Below are 26499 nucleotides of genomic sequence, written 5' to 3' on the forward strand. Positions count from 1 at the left end.
CACCCGGGCCCTTTGTCATTGACTGGCGTTTAGTCCTGGCCGAGTGTTCCCAGGTAGAGTCCGATGACCTTGGGGTCGTTGAGCAGCTCACGACCGGTCCCCGTGTAGGCGTCGCGGCCCTGATCGAGCACGTATCCGCGGTCGCAGATCTGCAGGCAGCGGCGCGCGTTCTGCTCGACCATGATGGTCGTCACCCCGGCCTTGTTGATCTCGGAGACGCGGATGAACGCCTCATCCTGGCGCACAGGCGAAAGTCCGGCAGAGGGCTCGTCGAGCAGCATGACGTGCGGATCCATCATGAGCGCGCGCGACATCGCCACCATCTGGCGTTCGCCACCGGAGAGCGAACCGGCGCGCTGCTTGAGGCGCTTGCCGAGCTCACCGAAGATGCTCACGACGAACTCGAGGCGCTCCTTATAGATTCCAGGGTTCTGATACAGCCCCATCTTGAGGTTGTCTTCGATCGTCAGGCTCGGGAAGACATTGTTGTTCTGCGGCACGAAGCCGACACCCTTGGCGACAAGCTTGTTGGCTTTGAGCCCCGTGATCTCTTCTCCGTTGAGTGAGATTGATCCGCCACGGATCTTCACCTGGCCGAAGATCGCCTTGAGCAGCGTCGACTTGCCGGCGCCGTTGGGGCCGATGATGCCGATGAGTTCGCCCTGGCGTGCGATGAGGTTCGCGTCATTGAGGATGTTGACACCGGGCAAATACCCGGCCGTGAGGTCCTTGACTTCGACGACGATCGCTCCTGTTGGCGCGGCAGCCGGTGTGCTCTGGTCGGTCGTTGGGAGGCTCATTCGGTGCCCTTCCGCTTGTTATGTGCTGCGGCATCCGCCTCGTGCTCCTGCTTAATCTCGGCAGCGAGCTTCTCGGCGGTCTCGGCGGCGGCGGCGGTCTCCGCCTCGTCGCCCGCGTAGCGACCCGTGACGACGCCGAGGTCGACGTCCTGGTGGGCGCCGAGGTAGGCGTCGATGACGGCGGCGTCTTTCATGACATCTTCTGGCGGACCCTCGGCGACGACCTTGCCCTCGGCCATGACGACGACCCAGTCGGCGATGTGCCGCACCATGTGCATGTCGTGCTCAACGAAGAGCACGGTCATGCCCTGATCTTTGAGGTCGAGGATGTGCTCGAGGAGCGACTGCGTGAGGGCCGGGTTCACACCGGCCATCGGCTCGTCGAGCATGACGAGGGTGGGGTCGCTCATGAGAGCACGAGCCATCTCGAGCAGTTTGCGCTGGCCACCGGAGAGGCTTGCCGCGAAGTCATCCTTCTTCGTGTCGAGCTTGAAGCGCTTGAGTAGTTCGAGGGCCTTGACCTCGAACTCCTCCTCCTGCTTGCGCCAAATCCACGGGAAGAGCCCCGCGAAGAACGACTCACCACGCTGGCCCTTGGCTCCGAGCTTCATGTTCTCGAGCACCGTGAGCAGGCCGAGCGACTTGGTGAGCTGGAAGGTGCGCACCTGGCCCCGCTGCGACACTTTGAACGCTGGGACGCCCGAGAGGGACTTGCCCTCGAACGTCCACGTTCCGGCATCCGGCTTGTCGAAGCCCGTGAGGAGGTTGAAGAGGGTCGTCTTGCCAGCCCCGTTCGGGCCGATAAGGGCCGTGATGGCGTTGCGGGGGATCTCGAGGTGCTCGACGTCGACCGCGGTCAGGCCGCCGAAGGTGCGCTTGACGCCGTCGGCGACCACGATGGGATCGACCTTGGCGACACCGGGCCGGATCTCGCCCGAGTGGAGCCCGGTTGATTTCACTCGAGCCGTTGGCGTGGTTTCTGGAACAATCGCGTCACTTGACAAAGGTCAGCTCCTTCTTGTTGCCGAGGATGCCCTGCGGTCTGAATATCACCAGCAACATGAGGGCAATACCCACGAGGATGAAGCGGAGCGTCTGCGACTGGCTCGTCGTCATGAAGGGCAGGAGCCCCGCCGTCACGAGCGCCGGAAGGATGTTGCTGAGCAGGGTCTGCACGACCCAATACAGCACGGCGCCGAGCACCGGTCCGAAGATCGTCGCAGCGCCACCGAGCAGGAGCGCGGTCCACACGAAGAAGGTCAGCGAGGTCACGTAGACGCCAGGGTTCACCGATGACGGGAGTGCGTAGACGATCCCGCCGAGCGAGCCGAAAATGCCACCGAGGATGAGCGCCTGCATCTTGTATGAGAAGACGTTCTTGCCGAGCGAGCGCACGGCGTCTTCGTCTTCGCGGATGCCGCGGAGCACGCGGCCCCAGGGGCTCCGCATGATGGCCCAGACGATGAGCACGGCGATGAGCACGAGCGCGATGCCGATGATGCGCACCCACCAGCCGTTGGCGTTGTACTCCCACGGGCCGAACCCGTACATCCCCTCCGGGATGGGGTTCGATTCTCTGAAGCTCGTGTGGTAGCCGCTGAGGCCATCGGCCGAACCCGTGTACTCGTCGAACGTCGTCGAGAGGAACAAGAGGCGCACGATCTCGGCCGCGGCGATCGTCACGATCGCGAGATAGTCGCCGCGAAGGCGAAGCGTTGGGATGCCGAGGATGAGCGAGAAGAGCACCGAGCAGACCATCGCGATAAGCACACCTGCCCACCACGGGAGCCCGAAGGTGAGGATCGAGATCGCGTAACCGTAGGCGCCGATGGCCATATAGGCCGCGATACCCATGTTGAGGAGTCCGGCGAAGCCGAAGTGCACTGCGAGGCCGATCGCCGCGAGGGCGTAGCCGAGCGTTGCGGGCCCGATGAGGGAGGAAGCGGTGTTTCCGAAGATTGTCAGCCAGTCCATGATGGGCCCCTTAACCTATTCTCTCTCTGCGACCGAGGATGCCCTGCGGTCGGAAGAGCAGCACCAGGATGAGCACACCGAGCGCGCCGACGTACTTGAGGTCTGACGGAATCCAGAGGCCGATGATCTCGACCATGACGCCGACGATGATCGCGCCGATGAGGGCTCCGAATGCGGTGCCGAGCCCGCCGAGGGTGACGGCGGCGAAGACGAGGAGCAGAATCTGTGCCCCCATGTCCCACTTGATGCCGGGCCGGAAGTAGGCGTAGAGCACGCCGGAGAGGCCGGCCATGGCCGCGGCGACAATCCAGACGATCCGCACCACCCGGTCGACGTCGATGCCGGATGCCGCGGCGAGCGAGGCATTGTCGGAGACCGCCCGTGTCGCCTTGCCGATGCGGCTCAGCATGAGCCATGCCGCGAAGGCGATGATGACGGCGACGCTCACCCCCATGCTGGCCATGTCGATCCACGAGAGTTGCACCGTGCCGAAAAGGGTGATCTTCGCCGTGTTTGAGCCTGGCAGCTGGAGCGTGCCGCCACCGATGTAGTACTGGAAGATATAGCGCAGCGCGAGCGAGAGCCCGATGCTCACGATCATGAGCTGCACGATGCCGAGCCCTCGCGTTCGCAAGGGTTTCCATAGGCCAGCATCGAGCGCCCACCCGAAGGCGGCGCTCACGATCACGGCGATGGGGATCGCGGCCCACATCGGCAGCGACATGGTCACGCCGAAGAGGAGCGCCATGACGGCGCCGAAGGTCACCATTTCGGCGTGGGCGAAGTTCGAGAGGCCAGTCGTGCCGAAGACAAGGGAGATGCCGACCGCGGCAAGCCCGAGCATCAGGCCGAAGTTGAGGCCGTTGATCGTGCGGGAGATGAGCTGGTCGGCGAAGCTCGTGACGTTGCGCTCGCCCTCACCGATGAAGAAGTTCATCGTGACGCGGCCGCCTGGCCCGATCTCGACCTCCTTCTCGTTCGGAGTCTCATCGGCCCCCGTGTCGTCAACGACGGCGATGCCGTCGGGCAGGGTCGACTCGTCGAGCGTCACGGTGTAGGTATCGCGCTCGGGAACGCCCGCGCGCCACTGCCCTTCGGCATCCGTGTCGACCTCGAGGTCAACGCCGTCGCCCGTGATGGTGAGGCGAACATCCTCAAGCGGCTCGCCGTCGAGTTGCACGTTGCCGCTGATTTTGTAGGGGTCGTCTTCACCGACCTCGTCGGCCATGGCTGGTGTGCCCAGCAGCATGAATGCCCCGACGAACGTGGCGAGCGTTACGACTCTCCATCGTGCGCGGCGCGGACGGGGCCTGCGGGTGAAGCTCATTGATCCTCCAAGGCAGTGGCATCTCGGGACGGGTTATCCCTAGGTCACGCACCGTCGACGCTGACGTTACCTGGCGATTGTGACGCGGGTGTTTCTGGACCCGGCACATCGCTGTTGGGTAATTATGGCCGCGGAATACCGGCAGCGCGAACCCGTTAAGATGAATCACCGGGAATCGTTGCTGCTTCACCGGCACCCCTCGCCCGCAATTCCGGGCGTTTTTCGCCGACTCTCAAACAAAAGGGGAACCATGGACCAGCCGGACCCGTTCGGTTTCATCGGACTCACCTACGACGACGTCATGCTGCTGCCAGGGCACACGGATGTGATCCCTAGCGAAGTCGACACCTCCTCGCGGCTCACGCGAAACATCCGGGTCAACACGCCCCTCATCTCGGCCGCCATGGATACCGTCACTGAAGCGCGTATGGCAATCGCAATGGCGCGCCAGGGCGGACTCGGCGTGCTGCACCGCAACCTCTCGATCGCCGACCAGGCTGCATACGTCGACAAGGTCAAGCGCTCAGAGTCGGGCATGATCACGAACCCCGTCACGACGACACCGGATGCCACCGTCGCCGAGGTCGACGCGCTGTGCGGGCAGTTCCGTGTCTCTGGCCTCCCCGTCGTCGAGGGTGACGGACGCCTCGTCGGCATAATCACCAATCGCGACATGCGGTTCGTCTCGCCGTTCGAGAAGGCGAGCACCCTCGTCCGCGACGTCATGACGAAGATGCCGCTCATCACGGCGCCCACCGGAATCGACCCGGACGGCGCCATCGCGATCTTTGCGCAGCACAAGCTCGAGAAGCTGCCGCTGATCGACGAGAGCGGACGCCTCACGGGTCTCATCACCGTGAAGGACTTCGACAAGACCGAGCAGTATCCCTACGCGACCAAGGATGAACAGGGTCGCCTGCGGGTCGGAGCCGCCATCGGCTTCTTCGGCGATGCCTGGCAGCGGGCCGGTGCGCTCGCTGAAGCGGGAGTTGACGTCATCGTCGTCGACACCGCCAACGGCGACTCCAAAGGTGAGATCGACATCATCCGCAAGCTCAAGGGTGACTCGGCCTTCAATGGCATCGACATCATCGGCGGAAATGTCGCGACCCGCTCTGGCGCCCAGGCGCTCGTCGATGCGGGGGCTGACGCGATCAAGGTTGGTGTCGGGCCTGGCTCGATCTGCACGACCCGCGTCGTCGCCGGCGTCGGTGTGCCCCAGGTCACCGCGGTCTACGAGGCATCGCTCGCCGCACGTGAGGCTGGGGTCCCCGTGATCGCCGATGGCGGCCTGCAGTACTCGGGTGACATCGCGAAGGCGCTCGTCGCGGGTGCCGAGACCGTCATGCTCGGCTCGCTCCTCGCCGGCACCGACGAGAGCCCAGGCGACATGATCTTCGTCAACGGCAAGCAGTTCAAGAGCTACCGCGGCATGGGGTCGCTCGGGGCCATGCAGACCCGCGGCAAGAAGACGTCATACTCACGCGACCGCTACTTTCAGGCGGACGTTCCGAGCGACGACCAGCTCATCGCGGAGGGCATTGAGGGCAAGGTCGCCTACCGCGGCCCCGTCGCCACGGTCACCTACCAGCTGCTCGGCGGCCTCCGCCAGTCGATGTTCTACGTCGGTGCCCGCACGATCGACGAGCTGCGCCACAAGGGCAAGTTCGTGCGCATCACCGCCGCGGGGCTCAAGGAGTCGCACCCCCACGACATCCAGATGGTCGTGGAGGCACCGAACTACCGGAGCTAGGTTCGCGCTCAGCTGCGACTGCGAGTCGCCGCTGCGATGAGCCCGACGATCACGACGACAACGCCGAGCCCGGTGACGCCCCACGCGACGGTCTGCACGGGATCGACGAGGTCGAAGTCGACGAGCAGCCCCGCGGTGTATAGCGCGGCGATGACGAGCAGAAGCATGCCCCACGTGATCGTCGACCCGCGGGCCGGCCGGGTCGCCGGTGCGGCCGCCTCTGCGGACAGGTGTGCGGTGGAGGTGGTGGTGTCGTCCATGATTGGCTTCGATTCTGTCTGGGCCGCGTCGGCCTCGGGCTGTTCGCTGGGGTGTTGTTCGGTGGTCATCAGTCGGCCTGATTCACGGTGACGTTGCCAGAGACGACGTAGACATCGACCGTGAGCCGACGGTTGTCGCCACCGGTGCGCGACTCGTAGTCGACGACGGTGCCGGCGAAGGCGCCAGCGTCGTCGCGATCGTCATCGACGCTGATGGCACCACTCGTGACGTCGACCTCAACGCGGCCATCGGCATCCGCCGGCATCACGATGTCGACATTGCCGCTCACGACGAACAGGTCGATCGAGCCGCGCTGCACCGTGCCGTCGGCGAAGTAGTCGCTGAGATCGAGATCGACGTCACCGCTCACGACCGTGCGCGAGGCCGATTGACCGTCGTCGGCGACGGGAGACCACGCGATCGTGCGGTCGGAGACGATCGGACCCCGGATCCAGCCGCCCGCCCCAGTGAGGAGCAGGGAGATCACGATGATGATCGCGGCGGCACTCGAACCGCCGCTGCGACGACCGCGAACGCCGTTGACGATGATGGCGAGCGCGAACACCGCCAACGCCGCAGCAAGCGCAGCCATGATGCGTGACGTGCTCGAAATGTCGGCATCGAGCAGCGCGAGCACCGTGGCGCCGGCGGCGAGGAGGGCAACGCCGAACGCGATCAGCGTGAACGCCGAGCTGGGGCGCGTCCGCTCCTCCTTCTCGCGATAGATGCGATTGCGCTCGGCAGCCTCCTCCTGGCGGCGGCGGCGATCCTCCGCCAGTTTCTGCTGCTGCACCGCCCGCGTATCCGCAGCCTGCTGGGCCCGCCACGCGTCATGCTCGCGGCGCCACTGCGCCTGCTGCTCGCGCCACGACGCCAGCTCGGCATCATCCGCGCTCGACGGTGGTGCCGGTGGGGCCGCAGGTTCGGCGCTGCCAGCGGGCTGGGCGGCCGTGGTTGCGCCGTACGCGGCACCCGCGGGGGCGGATGCTGCGGCGAAGGGTGACGCGGTGGCGGGAGCCGCGGCATCCGACGATGCCTGCTCGCTCGACGCCGCCGGCGCAGCGCTGGTCGATGGCCGGTTCGCGAGCCACACGATGAGCCAGATCCCGGCGCCGACGAGCACGATGGTCCAGGTGACGGTGCCGATCACCGTGCCGACCGACCACGGTCCGTCATCGAAACCCCACCACGGCGAGCCGCTACCGAACGGCAGCGCCGACAGGATCACGAGCACGGCGATGCCAGCGATAGCCCGGTCGAAGGTGCCGCGCAGCACCTCTTGGAGATGGATGCGGCCGACAGAGTCTGGCAGCAGGAGCCACGCGACAGCGTAGAGAAAGAGCACGGGCCCGCCCAGCACGCCGAGCACGACGATGACGCCGCGCACGATGATGGGGTCAATGCCGATGCGTGCGGCGAGTCCGGCCGCGACGCCGCCGAGCCAGCCAGGCTCACGCACGATGCCGAGGCCGCGAAGCCAGCCAAAGAAGCCGGCGTCGGGGGCCGGGGCTGCCGAAGGAGTCGGCGGGGTGGGAGGGGTGTCGTTCGTCATGCCCCCATCGTGGCGACCCAGGCCAAGGTCGTGCCATGGGGGACCACCCTGACCGCACCCTGAATTCGGGCCCGACGTGGGCCGGGGGTTGCCACCGTCTGATTGGATGCAACTGTGGACGACGAGACGAACGACGTGAACGCGGTGCGACCTGCGCTCACCCGACCGCGCCGCAGTGTTGTCGCCGGGGTCGCCTCTGGTCTCGCCAGGCACTTGCGCTGGCGCATCGGCCTGGTGCGGTTTGCGTTCGTGCTCGCGGCGATCGCCGGTGGGTCCGGCCTGCTCTTCTACGTGTGGCTCTGGGTGCTCGTGCCCCTCGACCCCAAAGCGGGCGACGCAGACGCGGAGGCTGCTGGTGGGCCGCGCCGCGAGGCCCCCGTCGCCGCCCTCCTCCTCGCGGGCGGCATGATCGCCGGCATCGTCGCAGTCGCGCTGGCCAACATTGATGGCGGCGCGAACATTGCCATCACCCTCACGTTGCTCCTCGCCGGCGGTGCCGTTGCGTGGAGCCTCGCCTTCGATGAGCTCGACCCGCTGCGCTCACGGCGCTACGGCATCGTCGTGCGGGCACTCGGTTCTGCCACCCTCCTCATCGTTGGGCTCCTCCTGCTCGCGTCGGGCGGCGGCCGCCCAGAGGCCGCGACGGCGGTGCTCGCGATCGGGATGCTTGTGCTCGGTGTCGGTGTCGCGGCAGCCCCCTTCATCCTGAAGCTCTGGACCGAACTCATGCGCGAACGCTCCGGCCGCATTCGCGAAGAGCAGCGCGCCGAGATCGCCGCCCACCTGCACGATTCCGTGCTGCAAACTCTGGCGCTCATCCAGAACCGGGCGGGCGCCTCGACCGACATTGCCCGGCTCGCCCGTGCGCAGGAGCGCGAACTGCGCGAATGGCTTTTCGCCGGCAGCGACGCCCCCACCGCCGACCTTGCGCAGGAACTCAACGACATCGCCAGCGTCATCGAGCTCGAATACCCCGCGCGCATCGACGTCGTCACGGTGGGGGAGTCGATCCCGGCCGGCTCCGCCATCGTCGCCGCGGCGCGTGAAGCCATGCTCAACGCCGCACGGCACGGTGGTGGTGAGGTGTCGGTGTATGTCGAGGCCGCGGCATCCTCAGTCGATGTCTTTGTGCGTGACCGCGGCCCCGGTGTCGACCTCGATGCCCTGCCGCCAGACCGGCTTGGCGTGAGAGAGTCGATCATCGGGCGGATGCAGCGTGCCGGCGGCAGCGCGACCGTGCGGCCGGGCGCCGGCGGTGTCGGCACCGAGGTGCACCTGCAGCTCGACCGGCGAAGCAACGGAGGATGACATGACCAGTGTCGTGATCGTGGATGACCATTCGATCTTCAGGTCGGGGCTGCGGGCGTCGCTCGACCCCTCCGTCGAGCTGCTCGGTGAGGCGCCCGGCGTCGATGAGGCGGTCGCCATCATCACCGACCTGCGGCCGCAGGTGGTGCTGCTCGACGTGCACCTGCCGGGTGGTGCCGGCGGTGGCGGCGCCGAGGTCATCAAGCGGTGCAGCGGCCTCCTCGACACGACGAAGTTCCTCGCCCTCAGCGTGAGTGACTCGGCGGAGGATGTCGTCGGCGTGATCCGCGCCGGGGCCCGCGGGTACATCACGAAGGGCAGTTCGGCCGACGATGTGAATGCGGCGATCGCCTCGGTGGCGGGCGGCGACGCCGTCTTCTCACCGCGCCTCGCCGGCTTCGTGCTCGACGCCTTCGGTGCGGCCGCAGGTGAGCAGGCCGTCGCCGACGACGAACTCGACCGCCTCTCCGCCCGCGAGCGCGAGGTCATGCGGCTCATCGCCCGCGGCTATGCCTACAAGGAGGTGGCCACAGACCTCTTCATCTCCATCAAGACGGTCGAAACCCACGTCTCGGCGGTGCTCCGCAAACTGCAGCTCTCGAGCCGGCACGAGCTCACGGCGTGGGCGCTCGAGCGCAAACTGCTGTAGCGGGCGATCGCCGCTTCGGCTGGGTCAGTGGGCGAAGGCGAGGGATGCCGCGAGGGTGAGCATGATCACGGCGATCACACCGTCGAGGACGCGCCAGGCGCGCGGTGAAGAAAGTTGCTTCGAGAGCAGCTTCGCCCCGAAGCCGATGAGCGTGAACCACGCGAAGCTCGCGACAATCGCCCCGATGCCGAACACCCAGCGATCCGGGTCGCCGTGCGAGTTTGCCACCGAGCCGAGCACCACGACGGCGTCGAGGTAGGCGTGCGGGTTGAGCCACGTGAACGCGAGAGCGGTGAGGATCGCGGTCGCGAGAGTGCCACGCGCCGCACGCGGCTGCTCACCCGGCGGTGCCACCTCCAGCGTGAGTGTTGTGCCGTGAGCGGGAGCGTGCTGGGTCGGGGTCGCGGGAGGCATCGCGGCCGGGGCATCCGCATGGCGAGCGGGGCCTTCGGCATCGTCGACCGTGAGCCCACGACCGGCAGGTCGCCAGGCGCGCTTCGCTGCGAGCAGCCCGTAGCCGGTGAGAAACGCGACGCCCAGCCACCGGATGAAGGTCACCACGAGGGGCGCGTGCTCGAGCACAGCGCCGATGCCGAGGATGCCGCCGAAGATGAGTGCGAGATCGGAGATGGCACACACGAGCACGACGGCGAGCAGGTGCTGCCCGCGCACCCCCTGGCGCAGAATGAACGCGTTCTGGGCGCCGATGGCGGCGATGAGCCCGAAGCCCAGCACGAAGCCGGAGAGCGCGGTCGGAAAGCTGAGCTGGAGGGCGTTGAAGTCGATCATCACCCTCCGACGGTACGAGCCTTGGCGGAGACAGTCCAGCTAATGATTCTTAGGGTGCATTAGCCTAGCTTTATGCAAATCCCACTCGATCTCGCCCGCACTGTCGCCGCTGTTGTCGACGCTGGCAGCCTGGAGGGCGCGGCGCGCACCCTCCACATCACCCCCTCGGCGGTGAGCCAGCGTGTGAAAGCGCTCGAACAGCGGCTCGGCCGCGTGCTGCTCGTCCGTGCCAAACCCGTCCACGCGACAGAAGCGGGCGAGGCAATCGTGCGACTCGCGCGGCAGATGGCATTGCTCGAACACGACGCGCTCGCCGACGCCGGACTCGACGACGATGGGGCGCGCCTCACCCCCGTCGGGATCGCCGTCAACGCCGACTCGCTCGCGACCTGGTTGCTGCCGGCGCTCGCCGAGGTTGCTCGTGAGCATCCGGTCGTCTTCGAGCTTCACCGCGAAGACGAAGAGTTCACCACCCGCCTGCTCGAGTCGGGGCAGGTGATGGCGGCGGTCACCTCCCAGTCGGCGAGCGTGCCCGGCTGCGTGGTGACGCCACTGTGCACCGTTCGCTACCGGGCCGTCGCGAGCGCGGCGTTCGTCGAGCGCTGGATGCCCGACGGGGTGAGTGGGTCGGCCCTCGGCCGGGTGCCGCGCATCGACTTCGACCGTCGCGACGACATGCAGGCAGCGTTCTTGCGCTCGATCCGTGTGCGCACCGTGCCGCCAGTGCACTATGTGCCGGCCTCGACGGAGTTCGCGTCTGCCGTGCACCTCGGGCTCGGCTGGGGGATGCTTCCGGCCGAGCAGGCGAGCGGCGCAGGGCTTATCGACCTCATGCCGGGCCACCCGTTCGACGTGCCCCTGTACTGGCAGCAGTGGAATCTCTCATCGCCGCTGCTGCAGGCGGTTTCGGATGCGGTGTCCCGAGCGGCACGAACGGTAGGGCAGCCCCGCTGAACCCCACGCTGCTGGGTTCAGTCGCGCCCGATGGCCCTCTCTGGTGGGGCGTGAGGGCGTGGCGAGTTACGCGAAGAGGCGCTGCAGACGTCGCACGCCCTCGAGCAGTGGCTCGTCGCCGAGCGCGTAGGAGAGCCGGATGTATCCGCTCGGCCCGAAAGCTTCGCCCGGCACGACCGCGACATCGGCCTGCTCGAGGATGAGGTCGGCGAGCTCGAGCGACGTGGTGGGGGTGACCCCGTTCCATTCGCGATTGAGCAGCCCCGTGACATCCGGGTAGACGTAGAAGGCACCCTGCGGCGTCGGTGTGATGACGCCGGGGATCGTGTTGAGCTCGGCGACGATGAGCTTGCGGCGTCGATCGAAGGCGTCACGCATTGCGAGCACGTCGTCTTGCGGGCCGGTAAGGGCGGCGATCGCGGCGTGCTGCGAGATGTTGGAGACGTTCGACGACAGGTGCGACTGCAGGTTGCCGGCAGCTTTGATCGCGCGGACGGGGCCGACCATCCAGCCGAGACGCCAGCCCGTCATGGCGTAGCTCTTGGCAACGCCATTGACGAGGATGGTCTGCTCGGCGAGCTCCGGCACGACCTCGACGATTGAGGGGGCGTGGGCCGAACCGTCGTATACGAGGTTCTGATAGATCTCGTCGGTGATGACCCACAGGCCGTGCTCGAGCGCCCACTCGCCGATGGCCTTCGTCTCTTCGACCGTGTAGACGGCGCCGGTCGGGTTTGAGGGGGAGACGAAGAGCAGCACCTTGGTGCGGGGGGTGCGGGCCGCCTCGAGCTGCGCAACCGTGACCTTGTACTCCTGGTCGGAGCCGGCGAACACCTCGACGGGCACGCCGCCGGCGAGCTTCGTGACCTCGGGGTAGGTGGTCCAGTACGGGGCGGGGAGGATGACTTCGTCGCCCTCGCTGACGACGGTTGCAAAGGCCTGATAGACGCCCTGCTTGCCGCCGTTGGTCACGATGACCTGACTTGGCGCAACCTTGAGGCCGCTATCGCGGAGCGTCTTCTCGGCGATCGCTTCACGCAGCGGTGCGAGCCCGGCCGCGGGCGTGTAGCGGTGGTTCTTGGGGTCGAAGGTGGCGGCGGATGCTGCCTCAACAACATGCTGCGGCGTGCTGAAGTCAGGCTCGCCAGCGGCGTAACTGATGATGGGCCGGCCTTCGGCTTTGAGTGCCTTGGCCTTGGAGTCGACCTTGAGGGTCGCTGATTCGGCGATGGCGGCGATACGGCGTGAGATTGCGGGAAGTTCGGTCACGCTCTCAGGCTAGTGGAAGGTGATTCCGGCAGGCTGGTGCTCTCAGCATTTCACCACCGCCCGCAGCGAGGGTCGCCAGCTTTACAGCCCCCGGAGCGTGACCTACACTGGTGCGAGGTGGTTGAAATCCGCCAAGCTTTTCTATGCCCATTTCGAGGCGTGAATCCTTCAAATCTGCTGGAGAAGCTGGCGCGTTCGGCCCCGAAGGGCGGTGGCTCAATTGGTAGAGCAGCGGTCTCCAAAACCGCAGGTTGCAGGTTCGAGTCCTGTCCGCCCTGCAGCGTGACCAACGCGATTTGCGCGTTGGCAGGCGAATAGCCGAGGGCCTTGTGGTTCCTCGGTCCATGTCCGGAAGGTAAGTAACTGTGGCGAGAAATGTGACCGACGAGCCGAGTGAGGATGTCGTCGCCAACGCCAAATCGGAGCGCGCGACGCGTCGCGGCCCGTTTGGGCGTCTCGCGTTGTTCCTGCGCCAGGTGGTCGCCGAGCTGAAGAAGGTCGTCACCCCGACGCGCAAAGAGCTCATCAGCTACACCGCGGTTGTGCTGGTCTTCGTGGTCATCATGATGGCGATCGTCTCCGGGCTCGACCTCGTGTTCGGCTTCGCCGTCTCGTACGTCTTCGGCGACGGCTCGCTCTAACCGGCGCCAACGCCACCACCGCCCTTTTTGCCGGCCATGCTGCCGGATCGTCTTGAGAACAATGGAATGAGAATCAGTGCCTGACACAGAACGCGACGAAATCGAGCGCTCCTCCGAGGAGGAGATCGACCTGTCCGCGGCCGCAGAGCAGTCGTCCGAAGAGGATGAGGCGCTCGGTGGCCCTGTGCTGGCCGACGAGATCGACTCCGTGATCCCGGCTGAGGCTGCGGCAGTGCACGTCATCGAAGAGCCCGACGCGGAGAGCGCCCTTGCGGCTGCCCTCGACGCGCAGTCCGCTGTTGACCCTGAGGCTGACGCCGTCACTGAGGATGCGCTCGACGAGCTCGCCGAAGAAGGCGCGCCGGTTACCGGCGAGGCGAGCGATGAAGAGCCGGCCGAAGAGGTCGAGGTAGACCCGTATGAGGAGTTCCGCACTGAACTGCGGTCGCTCCCCGGCAAGTGGTACGTCGTGCACTCCTATGCGGGCTTCGAAAAGCGCGTCAAGCAGAACATCGAGAACCGTCGTGTGTCGATGACCATGGAGGACTACATCTTCCAAGTCGAGGTGCCGATGGAAGATGTCGTCGAGATCAAGAACGGCCAGCGCAAGCTCGTCACCCGTGTTCGTATTCCGAGCTATGTGCTCGTGCGCATGGATCTCAACGAAGACAGCTGGTCTGTTGTGCGCCACACTCCCGGCGTGACGGGCTTCGTGGGCAACGCCCACAACCCAACGCCGCTGCGCTTTGAAGAGGCCTTCAGCATGCTGAAGAGCCTCGTGCAGATCGTGGAGGCCCCCGCGAAGGCTGGTGCGAAGGGCGGCAAGGCCGTGCAGCGCAGCATCCCTCAGGAGGTCGACTTCGAGGTGGGCGAGACCATCACGATCAAGGAGGGCTCGTTCGCTGGTCTTCCTGGTTCGATCAGCGAGATCAAGCCGGAGAGCGGCAAGCTCACCGTGCTCGTGTCGCTCTTCGAGCGCGAGACCCCGGTCGAGCTCAGCTTCGACCAGGTCACCAAGATGTAGTTGCAGTTCGCTGCACACCCTATAAAACCACCGCGGCTCGGATAGGCCGAGCAGGCGGAAGAACATCTGGCAACGGATGCTCGAACACGAAAGAAGGAAACAATGGCACCGAAGAAGAAGGTTACGGGTCTGATCAAGCTTCAGATCCAGGCCGGCGCCGCCAACCCCGCGCCGCCAATCGGCCCCGCGCTGGGTCAGCACGGCGTGAACATCATGGAGTTCTGCAAGGCGTACAACGCCGCGACCGAGTCGCAGCGCGGCAACGTCATCCCGGTTGAGATCACCGTCTACGAGGACCGCTCGTTCACGTTCATTCTCAAGACCCCGCCCGCCGCTGAGCTCATCAAGAAGGCTGCTGGCGTGAAGAAGGGTTCGGGAACGCCGCACACGGTAAAGGTTGCGAAGCTCACCAAGGAGCAGGTCCGCGACATCGCCGAGCAGAAGATGGCCGATCTCAACGCGAACGACATCGAAGCCGCATCCAAGATCATCGCGGGCACCGCTCGCTCGATGGGAATCACGGTCGACGCGTAGTCACCCCCAGTCGTATTGGCGACCTCGGTCGCCGCAGTGGAAGAGCCCGCCTGGCTCGCTACCCACGAACTCATCTTTAGGAGAACATCATGGCAACCAAGTCCAAGGCCTACCGGGCCGCTGTAGAGAAGATCGAAGAGGGCAAGTTCTACGCCCCCTCCGACGCCGTCGAGCTCGCTCGTGAGACCGGCTCGAAGAAGTTCGACTCGACCGTCGAGGTCGCGCTCAAGCTCAACGTCGACCCCCGCAAGGCCGACCAGATGGTGCGTGGCACCGTCAACCTGCCGCACGGCACGGGCAAGACCGCACGCGTGATCGTGTTCGCAACGGGCCCAGCGGCCGAGGCAGCTATCGCCGCCGGCGCCGACGAGGTCGGTGGCGACGAGCTCATTGAGAAGGTCGCCGCTGGTTGGACGAACTTCGACTCGGCCGTCTCGACCCCCGAGTTCATGGGCAAGGTCGGTCGTCTCGGAAAGGTGCTCGGCCCGCGTGGCCTCATGCCGAACCCGAAGACCGGCACGGTCACCCCCGACACGGCGAAGGCTGTGACGGAGATCAAGGGTGGCAAGATCGAGTTCCGCGTCGACAAGCACGCCAACGTGCACTTCATCGTCGGCAAGGCGTCGTTCGACACCGACAAGCTCCAGGAGAACATGCGCTCGGCGCTCGACGAGGTCGTGCGTCTCAAGCCAAGCTCGGCGAAGGGTCGCTACATCACCAAGGCGACCGTGTCGACCACGTTCGGCCCCGGCATCCCCGTGGACGTCAACGCGATCTAGGTTTCACTTTGAGAAGGGGGTCCGCTTCGGCGGGCCCCTTTTTTCCATGGCCGCGGATGCTTCAGTCTGCGACGGCCGCGCGCAGGGCCGCGATGACTACGGCGACGGTGGGCGAGGCCTCCATGCTTTCTCGATGCAGGGCTGTGATCTCGCGGGTCGAAACGGGCGCGCGGGTTGGCACCGCGGCGAGGTCGTCTGGCAGCGCCGAGCGGCCGAGTCGCGGCACGAGCGCGATGCCGAGACCGGCGCGCACGAGGGCGATCTGCGACTCGAACTCCATCGATTCGTGCGCGACGCGTGGCAGCTGGCCCGTGCCATCGTGCATCCGCCGCAACCACTGCCGACAGATGGTGCCCTCCGGTGTCGCGATCCAGTGGTCGTCGAGCAGTTCGGATGGTGCGATCGCAGTGCGGCTCGCCAGAGGATGTTCTCGCGGCATGATCACATCGGCGACATCGAGCGTGAGGTGTGTGCGAACGAGGTGGCCCGGAATCGCGAGCGGAACATCGCCCCAACTGTGAACGACCGCGAGGTCTGCGCCGCCCGTCGCGACAAGGTCGATCGAATCCCATGGCTCGCGTTCGACGATGGCGAGGGCAAGGTCGGGGTGGGTGGCGGCGAGGCTGCGGACGGCGGGGGCGAGGAGACCGCGCGTTGAGGTCGAGAAGGCGGCAATTCTCACTGTGCCGAACACGCGGCCCGCCGCGCCGTGAAGGGCCGACTCGACCTCTTCGAGATGGCTGAGAAGCACGCCACCAGCCTCGACGAGGTGTCGGCCAGGCGCAGTCAGCACTACGCCGCGCCCCACACGCTCCAGCAGCGGCAGACCGACCTGGCGCTCCAGACGCTTGACCTGTTGCGAGATGGCACTCGGTGAGTACCCGAGCGCGGCCCCGGCGGCGACCACAGAGCCGGTGGCGTTCACGGCGCGAAGCGCAGTGAGGGCATCAAGATCGATCATGAAGAGAAACTACATGGTATTGGGCAAAACCCTGCGCTGGTGCTGCATGATCGACTCGGCGAGGATGGTGCAGTGCACCCTCGTCACCGTCTCCTTGCCGCGCTCGTCGCCCTCATCTGGGGCTGCAACTTCATTGTCATCGACTGGGGGATGGAGGGTATCCCGCCCCTACTTTTTCTCGCAATCCGCTTCATTTTTGTGATCGTGCCCGCCATCTTCTTTGTGCGGCGACCGGATGCCCCGTGGCGTTTCATCCTCGGCGTTGGCGCGTTCATGTCGCTCGGTCAGTTCGGTCTGCTCTACACCTCGCTGCACCTTGGAATGCCGCCCGGGCTCGCCGCGCTCGTGCTGCAGGCGCAGGTGATCTTCACGATGCTGATCGCGGCCGGTGTGCTGCGAGAAATTCCGGCACCAGCGCAACTCGCCGGCGGCATCGTCGGCTCAATCGGGCTCGCGATCGTCGCGCTTGGGCGGGAGGGATCCGTCACCCTTCTTGCGCTCGTGCTGTGTCTGGGCGCGGCGCTGTCGTGGGGTATCGGCAATGTGATTTCGCGAGCATCCGGCGTGAAGGGCGGCCTCGCCCTCACCGTGTGGTCGGCTCTGATCGTGCCGGTGCCCCTCGTGGTGCTCGCCCTCGTCATCGACGGACCCACCGCGGTGGTCACGGCGCTCGGCGCCTTCGGCGTTGAGGCGGTCATCTCCACGTTGTACACGACGGTGCTCGCAAGCCTCGTGGCCTACGGCATCTTCAATTCGCTGCTCTCCCGATATCCCGCAGCAGCCGTGGTGCCGTGGATCTTGCTCGTGCCCGTCGTCGGCATCGCGGCCGCATGGCTCGTCGTCGCCGAGGTGCCGAATACCGCCGAGCTCGCCGGCGGTGCACTCATGTTGCTCGGGCTCATCGTGGCGCAGGGCGTGCCGGTGCGCGGCGTCAGCCGGGTGCGGGCTGCAGCGCAGCGCGCACCGTCGAGTGAAGCGCCGTGAGGTACCGCTGCAGTCCCTCGTCGCGTGCCGGCAGCATCTCGAGCCGAGAGCCGCGGATGCCGCGCTGCCAGAGTTCCGCGACCGCCACCGGATGCACGGGGTCGCGTGGGGCGGCGACGATCGTCGTTGGGGTGTCGATCACGGCGAGCTCGTCGAGCGTGTGGAACGCGCGGTTGCGGGGGACCTCGACGAGCCGTACGGCGCGCGCCGCAGCATCCGGAGCCCTGAACTGCTCAAGCGACAGGGCGGCCATGCGCTGTGAAATGAGCGAGATGGCGTAGTAGAGGTTTGAGCCCTTGAAGCGGTGTTCTGCCTCGATGGGCCCATGGCGCTGGAGCAGCTCGCCCATGACGGGGAACGCGCGGAGGTGTGCGGGGAGGGGCGTGTCGGTGAACGCTGGGCGCACGAACACGAGCCGATCGATCTCGAACTCCTGTGAGAGGGCAATGCGCAGGCCGAGCGCTGCACCCATCGAGGTGCCGACGATCGCGAGGGGAGCGCGGCCGAGACCCCCCGAGCGCGCGGCCGCCACGACCTCAGCGCTCAGCGCGTCGAAGGTGAAGTCGGCCGGAGCGCCGACCATGGTTGACGCGCCGTGCGCCCGCACATCGGGGGCAACGATTCGCGAACCCTCCGGCAGTGCTGGCCGCAGTTGCTCCAGCGTCTGCGCCGCCGAACCGCCAAGACCGTGCAGCAGGAGGACATCCATCGCTCAGCTGCGGCGGCGCGAAGCCAGAGCGTCGAGAACCCGATCGGCGAGCTGCACGAGCATGTGGATCTCGTTGTCGTCGCGATCGATCCAGCGGTACTGCGGTTCAGCATCGACGGGCACAAAGTCACGGTGCTGCTCCCAGACGAGGAGGGTTCGCTCCGCCCCGAGCACATACTGCTGCCACCACACCTGACGCAGATACCCGCGGGGGATCGAGCGCCAGGGTGAGCTGGTCGTCTTGATCTCGGCGAGCTCCACCGTGTCAGGTCGCGCGACGACACCGTCGGGGGTCGCAAGGTGCTCGCGGCTGCCATGGGAATGGAACAGCGCATCACTCGGGGCGATGCCAAAATGCTGCTGCACCCAGCGCGCAATCTCGGGCTCGCGTTGCCGACCATGATCGGTGAAGGCGTTGCCCGAGAACCTGCCACCGTGCCACTTGTCATCGACGACGGCTCGCACCGATCGTTCGCTCGCGAGCTTCGCAACATCCGTCGCGGTGATGCCACGGCTGCGGGCACGGAGCCAGGCGACCCGGTCGGAGGACCTGGCGAGGATGCGGGTCGTGTGATCTGGCTGCGGTGGAGTCGGGTCGTCCCAGAGCGAGAGCATGGGCTGGGCGACGGTCACCTGATCATTCTCTCGGATGCCAACGGCATTCGGCGCCCTCGGGTGGGCGGGTCGTCACCATGGCGCTTGGTTCGACTGGCGCCGAGGTTTACCCACAGTCGACGCATAGGAAGCACCAAGCTACGGTAAGCATGATGTCTCCTATGACCGACACGCCCGCCCAGCCGACCATGCAGCACCTCGACGGCTCGCCAGTTCGCGCGCTCGTCGTCGACGACGAGGACACCCTGTCTGAGCTCATCGGCATGGCGCTGCGGTATGAGGGCTGGGAGGTGCGCACGGCGGCCGACGGCCAGTCCGCCCTCAAAGCCATCCGCGAGTTCAACCCCGACGTGGTCGTCCTCGACATCATGCTGCCCGACATCGACGGTCTCCAGGTGCTCTCGCGGGCACGGGCCGACGGTCGCGACGTGCCCATCCTCTTTCTCACGGCCAAGGATTCGCTCGATGACCGGATCGCGGGCCTCACCGCTGGCGGCGACGACTATGTGACGAAGCCGTTCAGCCTCGAAGAGGTCATCGCGCGGCTCCGCGGGCTCATCAGAAGGTCGGCCGCGCTCGTGCCAAGCACCGCCGACCCCGTCGTCCGCGTCGGCGACCTCGAGCTCGACGAAATGAGCTACGAGGTGCGACGCGATGGCCGCGAAATCGAGCTCACCGCAACCGAATTCGAGCTGCTCCGCTTTCTCATGCGCAACCCCCGACGCGTGATGAGCAAGGCGCAGATCCTCGACCGCGTCTGGAGCTACGACTTCGGCGGCAGGTCCAGCATCGTCGAGATCTACATCTCGTACCTTCGCAAGAAGATCGACGCCGGTGAAGAGCCCATGATCCACACGGTGCGCGGCGTCGGCTACATGATCAAGGCACCCGGGTGACCTCGTGGACCCTCCGGCGGCGCCTCGTCGTCGGCATCGTCGCCCTCCTCGCGGCGGCGAGCATCATTGTGGGGCTGGTGAGTGTGCTGGCCCTCCGCAGCGTGCTCATGGAGCAACTCGACGACGATCTCGACTCGGCCATCACGCGAACGCAGAGCGCGTCAACCGGCGAGTGGGGTGATGCACCGACCCCGAGCCCGCCCGATGAAGGGTTCGCGACGCTGAGGTTCGGGGTGCAAGGCCCCCTCACCATCACCGGTGTCGTCGTCGACGATTCGGCGCGCGCCGGCGTCGTGACCGAGAACGGGCAGATCGCCCTGCTCGACGACACGCAGACCTCGGTGCTGCTCGACGTTCCCGATTCGGGTGAGGCCGTCACCGTCGACTTCGGCGGCGACCTCGGCAGGTATCGTGCCGCCGGCGAATACATCACCGACGGCGTCTTCATCGTCACGGCGCTGCCACTCACGAGCATCGACGAGACCGTCGGGCAGCTCATCGTCGTGGTCGTCGCCATCGGCCTGGTCGTCATCATCGTGGCCGCCCTCGTCGGGCGTGCCGTGGTGCGGCTCGCGCTCCGGCCGCTCGACCGTGTCGCCGCGACGGCGTCAGCCGTCACCGATCTCCGACTCGACCGCGGCGATGTCGACCTCGAGGCACGGGTCGACACGGTTGACGCAGACCCCACAACCGAGGTCGGCCGGGTTGGTGCTGCCATCAACCGGATGCTTGACCACGTCGCATCCGCACTGGCCGCGAGGCAGCAGAGCGAGAATCGCGTGCGTCGCTTCGTCGCTGACGCGAGTCACGAGCTGCGCACACCCCTCGCCTCGATCCGCGGCTATGCGGAGCTCACTCGACGCTCCGGCCACAGTCTTCCCGACGATGTCGTGCACTCGATCGGCAGGGTCGAGTCGGAGGCGGTGCGCATGACCTCGCTTGTCGAAGACCTCTTGCTGCTCGCACGCCTCGATGAGGGCCGCGATCTTGAGCGACGCGAGGTCGACCTATCGCGCATGCTCATCGAGGCGGTCGGCGATGCGAGCGTCACCTCACCAGATCACACGTGGGAGCTCGACCTGCCGGAGGAACCGGTCACGGTGATCGGTGATGACGGGCGGCTTCGTCAGGTCTTCGTCAACCTGCTTGCCAATGCGAGAGTCCACACCCCGCCCGGGACGACCGTGCAGACCGCGCTCGTCGTTGCGGGCGACGAGGTCCTCGTGACGGTGCGGGATGACGGGCCTGGCATTCCTGAGGAGTTCGTCGGGCAGTTGTTCGAACGCTTCGCCCGCGGTGATGGTTCGCGGTCGCGCACAGCCGGGAGCACGGGGCTCGGGCTTGCCATCGTGCGGGCGGTCGTGGATGGGCATGGCGGGCAGGTGACGGCCGACGGCACCACGGGGGCGACAACGTTCACGGTGCGGCTCCCCGCCTTCAACTGAGCGGGCGGCGTCGTTGCCGCCTCGACGGGGCGGTGCTAGAGCACTGCGCGCGTGCGAGAATAGTTCGATTCCCGAACGAGCGAAGGACCCGACGTGCCCAGTGCCTGGAGGCGCGCTCGCGCTCCACTCGTGCTGACGCTTCTTCTCCTGTGCGGGTTCGCTTCGGCAGCGCTGTCGGCAGCGCCCACGGTCGCCGCTGACGAGCGAACGCCAGACCAGGTTGCCGACTACTTCGAACGCCAGCTCGTGCCCCGCTTGGCAGCGCTGTACGCGCCTGGCGCTGACGGCGCATCCGGCATCGACTTCGATGACTCGACGACGGTGGGCGAGGTGGTGCGCGTGCGGGAGTGGCGGGCGAGCTTCATCGAGGGCACACGTGAGGGCTCGGACACGGGGCCCGTCACGAGAGACACCGCGGTCGCGCTCACGAACCGCTGGGTCGCTCCCGTCTCAGTTGCCGAACGCCTCATCGGCGTTGCCACGGTGTGGGTGAATACCGGCAGCGGCGCGGTCGAGTTGGCGGAGTTCGACCTGCGACCGGGGCTCGCGGCCGCTATCGCAACATTGTCTGCCGATGAAGTGCTGGTGTGTGATGAGTCGACAGCATCGTGGTTCGCGGTGACGGATGCCGAGGCCACGCCGATCGACGCCGGCACGACGGGGGTCACCGGCCCCCTCGCGCTCGAAGATCTCGCGTCGGCGTTGGAACGCGGCCAGGAACCGCAGGAAAGTCACGCCGGCCCCGCGCTCCTGCCGATGATCGTGTTGCTCGTCGCCCTTCTCGGGGTGATCGGGCTCGTGGTCTCGTGGAGGGGGCACAAGCACCGGGCGTCGCCGATCGGATAGGAGCAGACGCCATTGCCTGCGGCGTCAGCACGAGCGTGCATTTGCCACTTCGTCTCGCATGCCATACCCTTATCGAAGCCAAAGACCGCTGGTTATCGTCACGCACGCAAGTGAGTGAAGATCGAAGGCTTGCTCTCGAGCAGGGGCCCGCGCAGGTGTGTGAAGTCTGATTCCGGTTCAACCGGGTTTTCCAGCTCCGTGCGCTTGCGCCGGAGCTTTTTTCGTGAGTGGGATTGGGGCGACTCGCCCCGAGGCTGAGCCCGGCACCTGCCGGGCTGCCCGCCGGTCTGGCGCAATGCACAAACGAAATTTGAGGAGCCACATGGCGAACAAGGAAGCTTCGGTCGCCGAGCTTACGGAACTCTTCCGTAACTCGAGTGCCGTACTGCTCACCGAGTACCGCGGGCTCACGGTCGCACAGCTTAAGCAGCTGCGCACGAACATCCGTGAGAACGCGTCTTACGCCGTGGTGAAGAACACGCTGACCAAGATTGCGGCCAACGAGGCGGGCATTTCGTCGTTCGACGATGAGCTTGTCGGTCCGTCTGCGATCGCATTCGTGCACGGTGACCCTGTCGCCGTCGCGAAGGGCCTGCGCGACTTCGCCAAGGCAAACCCTCAGCTGGTCATCAAGGGGGGTTACTTCGACGGTAACCCGCTGACCGCTGCCGAGGTCACCAAGCTGGCCGAACTCGAGTCGCGGGAGGTGCTGCTTGGCAAGCTTGCCGGCGCCTTCAAGGCTTCGCTGTTCGGCGCCGCCTACATGTTCAACGCGCCGCTCGCGCAGGCGGTTCGCACCGTCGACGCGCTGCGCGACAAGCAGGAGTCCGCGAGCTAGTCACCCTCGCAGGTGCCTGCACAGCGGTTCATAGAAGTTCAAACAAGGAGAAAAACAATGGCAAAGCTTTCAAGCGACGAACTGATCGAGGCGTTCAAGGAGCTCACGCTCATCGAGCTCAGCGACTTCGTCAAGAAGTTCGAAGAGGTCTTCGAGGTCACCGCTGCCGCTCCCGTCGCGGTTGCCGCGGCCGGTGGCGCTGCTGCTGCCGCCGAAGAGGTCGAGGAGAAGGACTCGTTCGACGTCGTCCTTACCGCGGCTGGCGACAAGAAGATCCAGGTCATCAAGGAGGTCCGCGCGCTCACGAGCCTCGGCCTCGGCGAGGCGAAGGCCGTCGTCGATGGCGTCCCCTCCAACGTCCTCGAGGGCGTCAACAAGGAGACCGCCGAGAAGGCGAAGGCTCAGCTCGAAGAGGCCGGCGCCAGCGTCGAACTCAAGTAGTCGATTGGGGCTGCGCCCACCGGCGCAGCCCCAATAACCACAAGAACGCCCCCGGTCATCGACCGGGGGCGTTCTTTGCGTTGACCCTACTGCGTGATGGTGACGCTCCCGCGCCTCCGCAGGGTCATGAGCACACCGCCTGCTGCGAGGAGCAGCGCGGCGAAGGCGGCAAGCCGCTCGGCGTCGCCCGCGCCGGTGAGGGCGAGCGTTGGCAGCTGTGTTGTTGTCGCTGCCGGGGTGACGCTGGTGGGCTCGAGATCGACGGTGGGCGTGACTCCGGGGTCTGGCAGCGTCGGCAGGATGCCGCCACCCTCGACACAGGGCACGACGTTGGCGAGATCGACGGAAGTCGCCTCGGTCGTGCCACCCGGCTCGACCTGCAGGATCGCGGCGTAGCTCGCCGGCGCGGCGAGGTTCTCGAAGATCACGCTGTCGTTGACGACACCGGTGATGGGCTGGCTTGCGACGGATGTTCCGCCGGCGTCAAGCAAGACGACCTGGTACGACAGCGTGGCGTCGAGCCCGCTCACGCCGACCGAGACGGTTGGCGTGGTGACGTCGCTCGAACAGTCGACTGGTGTGATGACGAGACGCGGGGTCGACACTGGCGGATCAACTGGATCAATTGGTTCAACCGGCTCGACCGGGTCGGTGGGGGTGCAGTCGGCGATCGTGACCGTCTGTGAAAGGACGGGATCGCTGCCGTACACGGTCACCTCAGCCTGGTAGTCGCCCGGTGCGAGATCGGGGAACGAGGTCGACACGGCATCGCCAGTGCCGATGTCGTTGATGTAGGCCACCGACGTCTGGCCCGAGTACAGCTCGACCGTATATGGCGTGCCGGAGGCGATGCCAGAGATCGTCGTCGAGACACTCCCCAGTGCTGCGTCACCGCTGTAGACGCAGGGTGCGGCCGTGATCACGACCGTTGGCGTGATCGGCTCACCCGGCTCTTCAGGATACGAAGGCTGCTCGGGATAGGAGGGCTCGGTCGGCTCCTCTGGCTCCGTCGGCTCTTCTGGAGTGGCCGGGGCACACTCGCCCGCAAACGCGTACGGGGTGACCTGGCCGCTCGACTCTGCCGTCACATTGCTGGAGGGCCAGCTGCCCGTGACGGTGAGCGTGCGTTCGGTGGGGGCAGCGACGGTTTCGGTCGCGACGAACGTGCCACCAGCCGCGATCTCGGTGCCGACCGGCACGACCGCCGGGTTGCTGGAGCTGGTGATCGTCTCAGCCTTGTCGGCCTCGGAGTTCTGGATGGTCCAGGTGATGGTCCACGCGGACTCAACGCAGGACACCGTAGCGGTCACAGTGTTGTGGTGAGCGAGCGCGGCGCCAGCGGGTGAGAGCACTGTGATGCCGGCGGCAGCGAGGAGGGTTGCGAGCGCGAGCGTGAGGGCACGCCGAACTCGCATGAATTCGGGTTTCATGGTCGTTCCTATTCGGGTAAGCGCGAGCCACCGTGTCGGCACGGGGGATGCAGACGGTTTCGGGGAGAGTGGGTCGCTCACAAATAAAACCACCCAAACGGGGGGTATGTAAACCCATGGAGCAAAGATTCATCACAGAATTCACCCTCGACCACCTGTGGAGGAGTCGTCATCTACTCGCTTGCGCAAACGCTTGCATGAGTGGTTCTGCTTGCCGTACCTTCAAGATCGAGAGTGTCCCCCGACCAGGGGCCACCCATGCCCGCGGGTGCCAGCACGTGGCCCGCGGCCTCAACGAGGAGGAAGCACATGAGATCACACCTGCACCGGAGAGTCACAGCTCCCATCGCCTTCGCCGCCGTCGCGGGACTCGCCTTGGCTGGCTGCACCGGCGACATCGCCGCTGAGGGCCCCGACGATTGTTCTGACTACGAGCTGTACGGCACCTTCGAGGGCAGCGAAGTCAGCATCTACGGCACCATCGTCGAAGCCGAGGCCGAGCGCTTGGAGGAATCGTGGGCCGATTTCTCTGCCTGCACCGGCATCGAGATTGTGTACCAGGGCACCCAGGAGTTCGAAGCCCAGGTTCGGGTGCTCGTCGAAGGCAACAACGCCCCCGACCTCGGCATCTTCCCGCAGCCGGGGCTCTTCGCCGGTTTCGCCGACAGCCTTGTCGCCCCCTCCGCCGAGGTGGAGGCCAACGTCGACGAATACTGGTCGGAAGACTGGAAGGCCTACGGCACAGTCGACGGCACCTTCCTCGGCGCTCCGCTCATGGCGAGCGTCAAGGGCCTCATCTGGTACTCACCGAGTGTGTGGGAAGAAAACGGGTGGGAGGTTCCCGAGACCCTCGACGACCTCACCAGCCTCACGGAGGACATCGCGGCCGACGGCACAATGAAGCCGTGGTGTGCCGGGTTCTCGTCCGACGCCGCAACAGGCTGGCCCGGCACCGACTGGATTGAGGACTACGTGCTTCGCTTGAGCGGTCCAGAGGTCTACGACCAGTGGGTAGAGCACGAGATCCCCTTCAATGACCCAGCCATCGTCGAGGCATTCGACGCGGCCGGTGAGATCCTCAAGAACGAGGACTACGTCAACGGCGGCTACGGCGACGTGCGGTCGATCCTCGACATCACGTTCCACGAGGGCGGTTGGCCCGTGCTCGAAGACCAGTGCGCCATGCACCACCAGGCCTCGTTCTATGAGGGCATCTGGCCAGAAGGCACGACCGTCGCAGAAGATGGCGACGTGTGGGCGTTCGTGATGCCGGGCACTGAGGCGGATGCCGCAGCGGTCACCGGCGGCGGCGAGATCGTCGGCGCGTTCCGCGAGGCAGAAGAGGTCGACGCCGTGCAGCGGTTCCTGTCGAGTGCCGAGTGGGCGAACATCCGCGTCTCCCTCGGTGGCACCGTGAGTGCCAACACTGGCGTGGACCCTGAGAACGCGTCGAGCGATCTGCTCGTCTCGGTCATCGAAACGCTGCAGGACCCGAACACGACCTACCGCTTCGACGCCTCGGACCTCATGCCAGGGGCTGTCGGGTCGGACTCGTTCTTTAAGGGCATTGTCGCGTGGATCGGTGGCCAGGACTCGCAGACCACGGTCGACAACATCGAAGCCAGCTGGCCCTCCAGCTGAGCGAGTGAACGCACTGAGGGGCCGTCCGTCTGACGGGCGGCCTCTCAGCCTCCTGAGATTCGACTCGAATAGAACGGGG

Annotated in this window: 27 protein-coding genes and 1 tRNA gene; 16 read left to right on the top strand and 12 right to left on the bottom strand. The window is 66.2% G+C overall.

The window, feature by feature from the left end; translation table 11 throughout:
* Positions 1–29: 29 nt before the first annotated feature.
* Genes ACY48M_RS00105 through ACY48M_RS00120 form a run of 4 tightly spaced genes read right to left on the bottom strand, consistent with a single transcriptional unit; the run spans position 30 to position 4101 of the window.
* On the bottom strand, positions 30–800 hold the full coding sequence (locus tag ACY48M_RS00105; protein WP_462818215.1) for an ABC transporter ATP-binding protein: 771 nt from the start codon (positions 798–800) through the stop codon (positions 30–32).
* Entirely contained in the window at positions 797–1804 is a 1008-nt protein-coding gene (locus tag ACY48M_RS00110; protein ID WP_462818216.1) for an ABC transporter ATP-binding protein, read from the bottom strand. The genes ACY48M_RS00105 and ACY48M_RS00110 overlap by 4 nt, the downstream gene beginning before the upstream one ends.
* Positions 1794–2774 (bottom strand): branched-chain amino acid ABC transporter permease, encoded by a 981-nt coding sequence (locus ACY48M_RS00115; protein WP_462818217.1) that lies wholly within the window; start codon positions 2772–2774, stop codon positions 1794–1796. Before ACY48M_RS00115 ends, ACY48M_RS00110 begins: the two co-directional genes overlap by 11 nt.
* Before the next feature lie 10 nt (positions 2775–2784).
* Positions 2785–4101 carry a branched-chain amino acid ABC transporter permease gene (locus ACY48M_RS00120; protein ID WP_462818218.1) on the bottom strand — a complete coding sequence of 439 codons (1317 nt, stop codon included), beginning with the start codon at positions 4099–4101 and terminating at the stop codon, positions 2785–2787.
* 250 nt (positions 4102–4351) lie between these two features.
* Between ACY48M_RS00120 and guaB the strand changes: the two genes are divergently transcribed.
* Positions 4352–5854, top strand: coding sequence for an IMP dehydrogenase (guaB, locus tag ACY48M_RS00125; RefSeq protein ID WP_462818219.1), 1503 nt, complete (start codon positions 4352–4354; stop codon positions 5852–5854).
* Positions 5855–5862: 8 nt separating this feature from the next.
* Here the strand turns inward: guaB and ACY48M_RS00130 are convergent, their stop codons facing one another.
* Both ACY48M_RS00130 and ACY48M_RS00135 read right to left on the bottom strand, forming a co-directional pair.
* Positions 5863–6183 carry a hypothetical protein gene (locus ACY48M_RS00130; RefSeq protein ID WP_462818220.1) on the bottom strand — a complete coding sequence of 107 codons (321 nt, stop codon included), beginning with the start codon at positions 6181–6183 and terminating at the stop codon, positions 5863–5865.
* Positions 6183–7667: a PspC domain-containing protein gene (locus ACY48M_RS00135; protein WP_462818221.1), complete on the bottom strand. Its 1485-nt coding sequence runs from the start codon at positions 7665–7667 to the stop codon at positions 6183–6185. The genes ACY48M_RS00130 and ACY48M_RS00135 overlap by 1 nt, the downstream gene beginning before the upstream one ends.
* A 114-nt stretch (positions 7668–7781) precedes the next feature.
* Between ACY48M_RS00135 and ACY48M_RS00140 the strand changes: the two genes are divergently transcribed.
* A complete protein-coding gene (locus ACY48M_RS00140) occupies positions 7782–8975 on the top strand; it encodes an ATP-binding protein (protein WP_462818222.1) in 1194 nt (397 codons plus the stop codon).
* 1 nt (position 8976) lies between these two features.
* Positions 8977–9624: a LuxR C-terminal-related transcriptional regulator gene (locus ACY48M_RS00145; protein WP_462818223.1), complete on the top strand. Its 648-nt coding sequence runs from the start codon at positions 8977–8979 to the stop codon at positions 9622–9624.
* A gap of 24 nt (positions 9625–9648) precedes the next feature.
* Here ACY48M_RS00145 and ACY48M_RS00150 read toward each other — a convergent pair whose 3' ends face one another.
* Positions 9649–10413, bottom strand: a complete 765-nt coding sequence (locus ACY48M_RS00150; RefSeq protein ID WP_462818224.1) for a LysE/ArgO family amino acid transporter — start codon at positions 10411–10413, stop codon at positions 9649–9651.
* A 72-nt stretch (positions 10414–10485) separates the two neighbouring features.
* Between ACY48M_RS00150 and ACY48M_RS00155 the strand changes: the two genes are divergently transcribed.
* On the top strand, positions 10486–11367 hold the full coding sequence (locus tag ACY48M_RS00155; RefSeq protein WP_462818225.1) for a LysR family transcriptional regulator ArgP: 882 nt from the start codon (positions 10486–10488) through the stop codon (positions 11365–11367).
* 66 nt (positions 11368–11433) lie between these two features.
* Here the strand turns inward: ACY48M_RS00155 and ACY48M_RS00160 are convergent, their stop codons facing one another.
* Positions 11434–12636: a pyridoxal phosphate-dependent aminotransferase gene (locus tag ACY48M_RS00160; RefSeq protein WP_462818226.1), complete on the bottom strand. Its 1203-nt coding sequence runs from the start codon at positions 12634–12636 to the stop codon at positions 11434–11436.
* A 205-nt stretch (positions 12637–12841) separates the two neighbouring features.
* Here ACY48M_RS00160 and ACY48M_RS00165 point away from each other — a divergent pair.
* From ACY48M_RS00165 to rplA, 5 genes are all read left to right on the top strand, one after another.
* A tRNA-Trp gene (locus ACY48M_RS00165) sits at positions 12842–12914 on the top strand.
* Positions 12915–13001: 87 nt separating this feature from the next.
* Entirely contained in the window at positions 13002–13277 is a 276-nt protein-coding gene (secE, locus tag ACY48M_RS00170; protein ID WP_462818227.1) for a preprotein translocase subunit SecE, read from the top strand.
* Between the two features lie 100 nt (positions 13278–13377).
* Positions 13378–14301 (top strand): transcription termination/antitermination protein NusG, encoded by a 924-nt coding sequence (gene nusG, locus ACY48M_RS00175; RefSeq protein ID WP_462819220.1) that lies wholly within the window; start codon positions 13378–13380, stop codon positions 14299–14301.
* A 102-nt stretch (positions 14302–14403) separates the two neighbouring features.
* Positions 14404–14835: a 50S ribosomal protein L11 gene (gene rplK / locus ACY48M_RS00180; RefSeq protein WP_462818228.1), complete on the top strand. Its 432-nt coding sequence runs from the start codon at positions 14404–14406 to the stop codon at positions 14833–14835.
* An 89-nt stretch (positions 14836–14924) separates the two neighbouring features.
* A complete protein-coding gene (rplA, locus tag ACY48M_RS00185) occupies positions 14925–15614 on the top strand; it encodes a 50S ribosomal protein L1 (RefSeq protein WP_462818229.1) in 690 nt (229 codons plus the stop codon).
* A gap of 61 nt (positions 15615–15675) precedes the next feature.
* Here rplA and ACY48M_RS00190 read toward each other — a convergent pair whose 3' ends face one another.
* Positions 15676–16575, bottom strand: coding sequence for a LysR family transcriptional regulator (locus tag ACY48M_RS00190; protein ID WP_462818230.1), 900 nt, complete (start codon positions 16573–16575; stop codon positions 15676–15678).
* A gap of 39 nt (positions 16576–16614) precedes the next feature.
* Here ACY48M_RS00190 and ACY48M_RS00195 point away from each other — a divergent pair, with 39 nt between their 5' ends.
* Positions 16615–17559, top strand: coding sequence for an EamA family transporter (locus ACY48M_RS00195; RefSeq protein WP_462818231.1), 945 nt, complete (start codon positions 16615–16617; stop codon positions 17557–17559).
* Here the strand turns inward: ACY48M_RS00195 and ACY48M_RS00200 are convergent.
* Both ACY48M_RS00200 and ACY48M_RS00205 read right to left on the bottom strand, forming a co-directional pair.
* The gene (locus tag ACY48M_RS00200; protein WP_462818232.1) at positions 17507–18268 is read right to left on the bottom strand and encodes an alpha/beta fold hydrolase; all 762 of its coding nucleotides are present in this window, start codon (positions 18266–18268) and stop codon (positions 17507–17509) included. The genes ACY48M_RS00195 and ACY48M_RS00200 overlap by 53 nt on opposite strands.
* A 3-nt stretch (positions 18269–18271) precedes the next feature.
* Entirely contained in the window at positions 18272–18883 is a 612-nt protein-coding gene (locus ACY48M_RS00205) for a YqaJ viral recombinase family protein (RefSeq protein ID WP_462819221.1), read from the bottom strand.
* Positions 18884–19044: 161 nt separating this feature from the next.
* Between ACY48M_RS00205 and ACY48M_RS00210 the strand changes: the two genes are divergently transcribed.
* The 5 genes from ACY48M_RS00210 (at position 19045) to rplL (ending at position 23349) form a co-directional block, all read left to right on the top strand.
* Complete coding sequence (locus ACY48M_RS00210; RefSeq protein WP_462818233.1) at positions 19045–19779, top strand: response regulator transcription factor; 735 nt, start codon at positions 19045–19047, stop codon at positions 19777–19779.
* Positions 19776–21224 carry a sensor histidine kinase gene (locus tag ACY48M_RS00215; protein ID WP_462818234.1) on the top strand — a complete coding sequence of 483 codons (1449 nt, stop codon included), beginning with the start codon at positions 19776–19778 and terminating at the stop codon, positions 21222–21224. The genes ACY48M_RS00210 and ACY48M_RS00215 overlap by 4 nt, the downstream gene beginning before the upstream one ends.
* Positions 21225–21317: 93 nt before the next feature.
* Positions 21318–22070: a hypothetical protein gene (locus ACY48M_RS00220; RefSeq protein ID WP_462818235.1), complete on the top strand. Its 753-nt coding sequence runs from the start codon at positions 21318–21320 to the stop codon at positions 22068–22070.
* Positions 22071–22392: 322 nt separating this feature from the next.
* The gene (gene rplJ, locus ACY48M_RS00225) at positions 22393–22908 is read left to right on the top strand and encodes a 50S ribosomal protein L10 (RefSeq protein ID WP_462818236.1); all 516 of its coding nucleotides are present in this window, start codon (positions 22393–22395) and stop codon (positions 22906–22908) included.
* A gap of 57 nt (positions 22909–22965) precedes the next feature.
* Positions 22966–23349, top strand: coding sequence for a 50S ribosomal protein L7/L12 (gene rplL, locus ACY48M_RS00230; protein WP_462818237.1), 384 nt, complete (start codon positions 22966–22968; stop codon positions 23347–23349).
* An 86-nt stretch (positions 23350–23435) separates the two neighbouring features.
* Here rplL and ACY48M_RS00235 read toward each other — a convergent pair whose 3' ends face one another.
* On the bottom strand, positions 23436–24779 hold the full coding sequence (locus ACY48M_RS00235) for a hypothetical protein (protein ID WP_462818238.1): 1344 nt from the start codon (positions 24777–24779) through the stop codon (positions 23436–23438).
* A gap of 309 nt (positions 24780–25088) precedes the next feature.
* On the opposite strand from ACY48M_RS00235, the gene ACY48M_RS00240 reads away from it, so the two are divergent.
* Entirely contained in the window at positions 25089–26420 is a 1332-nt protein-coding gene (locus ACY48M_RS00240) for an ABC transporter substrate-binding protein (RefSeq protein ID WP_462818239.1), read from the top strand.
* Positions 26421–26499 lie beyond the last annotated feature (79 nt).

Source organism: Homoserinimonas flava, from assembly GCF_054969005.1.

Coding starts and splice junctions, on each gene's coding strand:
- ACY48M_RS00105 (WP_462818215.1), bottom strand. CDS start 800: ATGAGCCTCCCAACGACCGACCAGAGCACACCGGCTGCCGCGCCAACA.
- ACY48M_RS00115 (WP_462818217.1), bottom strand. CDS start 2,774: ATGGACTGGCTGACAATCTTCGGAAACACCGCTTCCTCCCTCATCGGG.
- ACY48M_RS00120 (WP_462818218.1), bottom strand. CDS start 4,101: ATGAGCTTCACCCGCAGGCCCCGTCCGCGCCGCGCACGATGGAGAGTC.
- guaB (WP_462818219.1), top strand. CDS start 4,352: ATGGACCAGCCGGACCCGTTCGGTTTCATCGGACTCACCTACGACGAC.
- ACY48M_RS00130 (WP_462818220.1), bottom strand. CDS start 6,183: ATGACCACCGAACAACACCCCAGCGAACAGCCCGAGGCCGACGCGGCC.
- ACY48M_RS00135 (WP_462818221.1), bottom strand. CDS start 7,667: ATGACGAACGACACCCCTCCCACCCCGCCGACTCCTTCGGCAGCCCCG.
- ACY48M_RS00145 (WP_462818223.1), top strand. CDS start 8,977: ATGACCAGTGTCGTGATCGTGGATGACCATTCGATCTTCAGGTCGGGG.
- ACY48M_RS00150 (WP_462818224.1), bottom strand. CDS start 10,413: ATGATCGACTTCAACGCCCTCCAGCTCAGCTTTCCGACCGCGCTCTCC.
- ACY48M_RS00155 (WP_462818225.1), top strand. CDS start 10,486: ATGCAAATCCCACTCGATCTCGCCCGCACTGTCGCCGCTGTTGTCGAC.
- rplK (WP_462818228.1), top strand. CDS start 14,404: ATGGCACCGAAGAAGAAGGTTACGGGTCTGATCAAGCTTCAGATCCAG.
- rplA (WP_462818229.1), top strand. CDS start 14,925: ATGGCAACCAAGTCCAAGGCCTACCGGGCCGCTGTAGAGAAGATCGAA.
- ACY48M_RS00190 (WP_462818230.1), bottom strand. CDS start 16,575: ATGATCGATCTTGATGCCCTCACTGCGCTTCGCGCCGTGAACGCCACC.
- ACY48M_RS00200 (WP_462818232.1), bottom strand. CDS start 18,268: ATGGATGTCCTCCTGCTGCACGGTCTTGGCGGTTCGGCGGCGCAGACG.
- ACY48M_RS00205 (WP_462819221.1), bottom strand. CDS start 18,883: ATGCTCTCGCTCTGGGACGACCCGACTCCACCGCAGCCAGATCACACG.
- ACY48M_RS00210 (WP_462818233.1), top strand. CDS start 19,045: ATGACCGACACGCCCGCCCAGCCGACCATGCAGCACCTCGACGGCTCG.
- rplJ (WP_462818236.1), top strand. CDS start 22,393: ATGGCGAACAAGGAAGCTTCGGTCGCCGAGCTTACGGAACTCTTCCGT.
- rplL (WP_462818237.1), top strand. CDS start 22,966: ATGGCAAAGCTTTCAAGCGACGAACTGATCGAGGCGTTCAAGGAGCTC.
- ACY48M_RS00235 (WP_462818238.1), bottom strand. CDS start 24,779: ATGAAACCCGAATTCATGCGAGTTCGGCGTGCCCTCACGCTCGCGCTC.
- ACY48M_RS00240 (WP_462818239.1), top strand. CDS start 25,089: ATGAGATCACACCTGCACCGGAGAGTCACAGCTCCCATCGCCTTCGCC.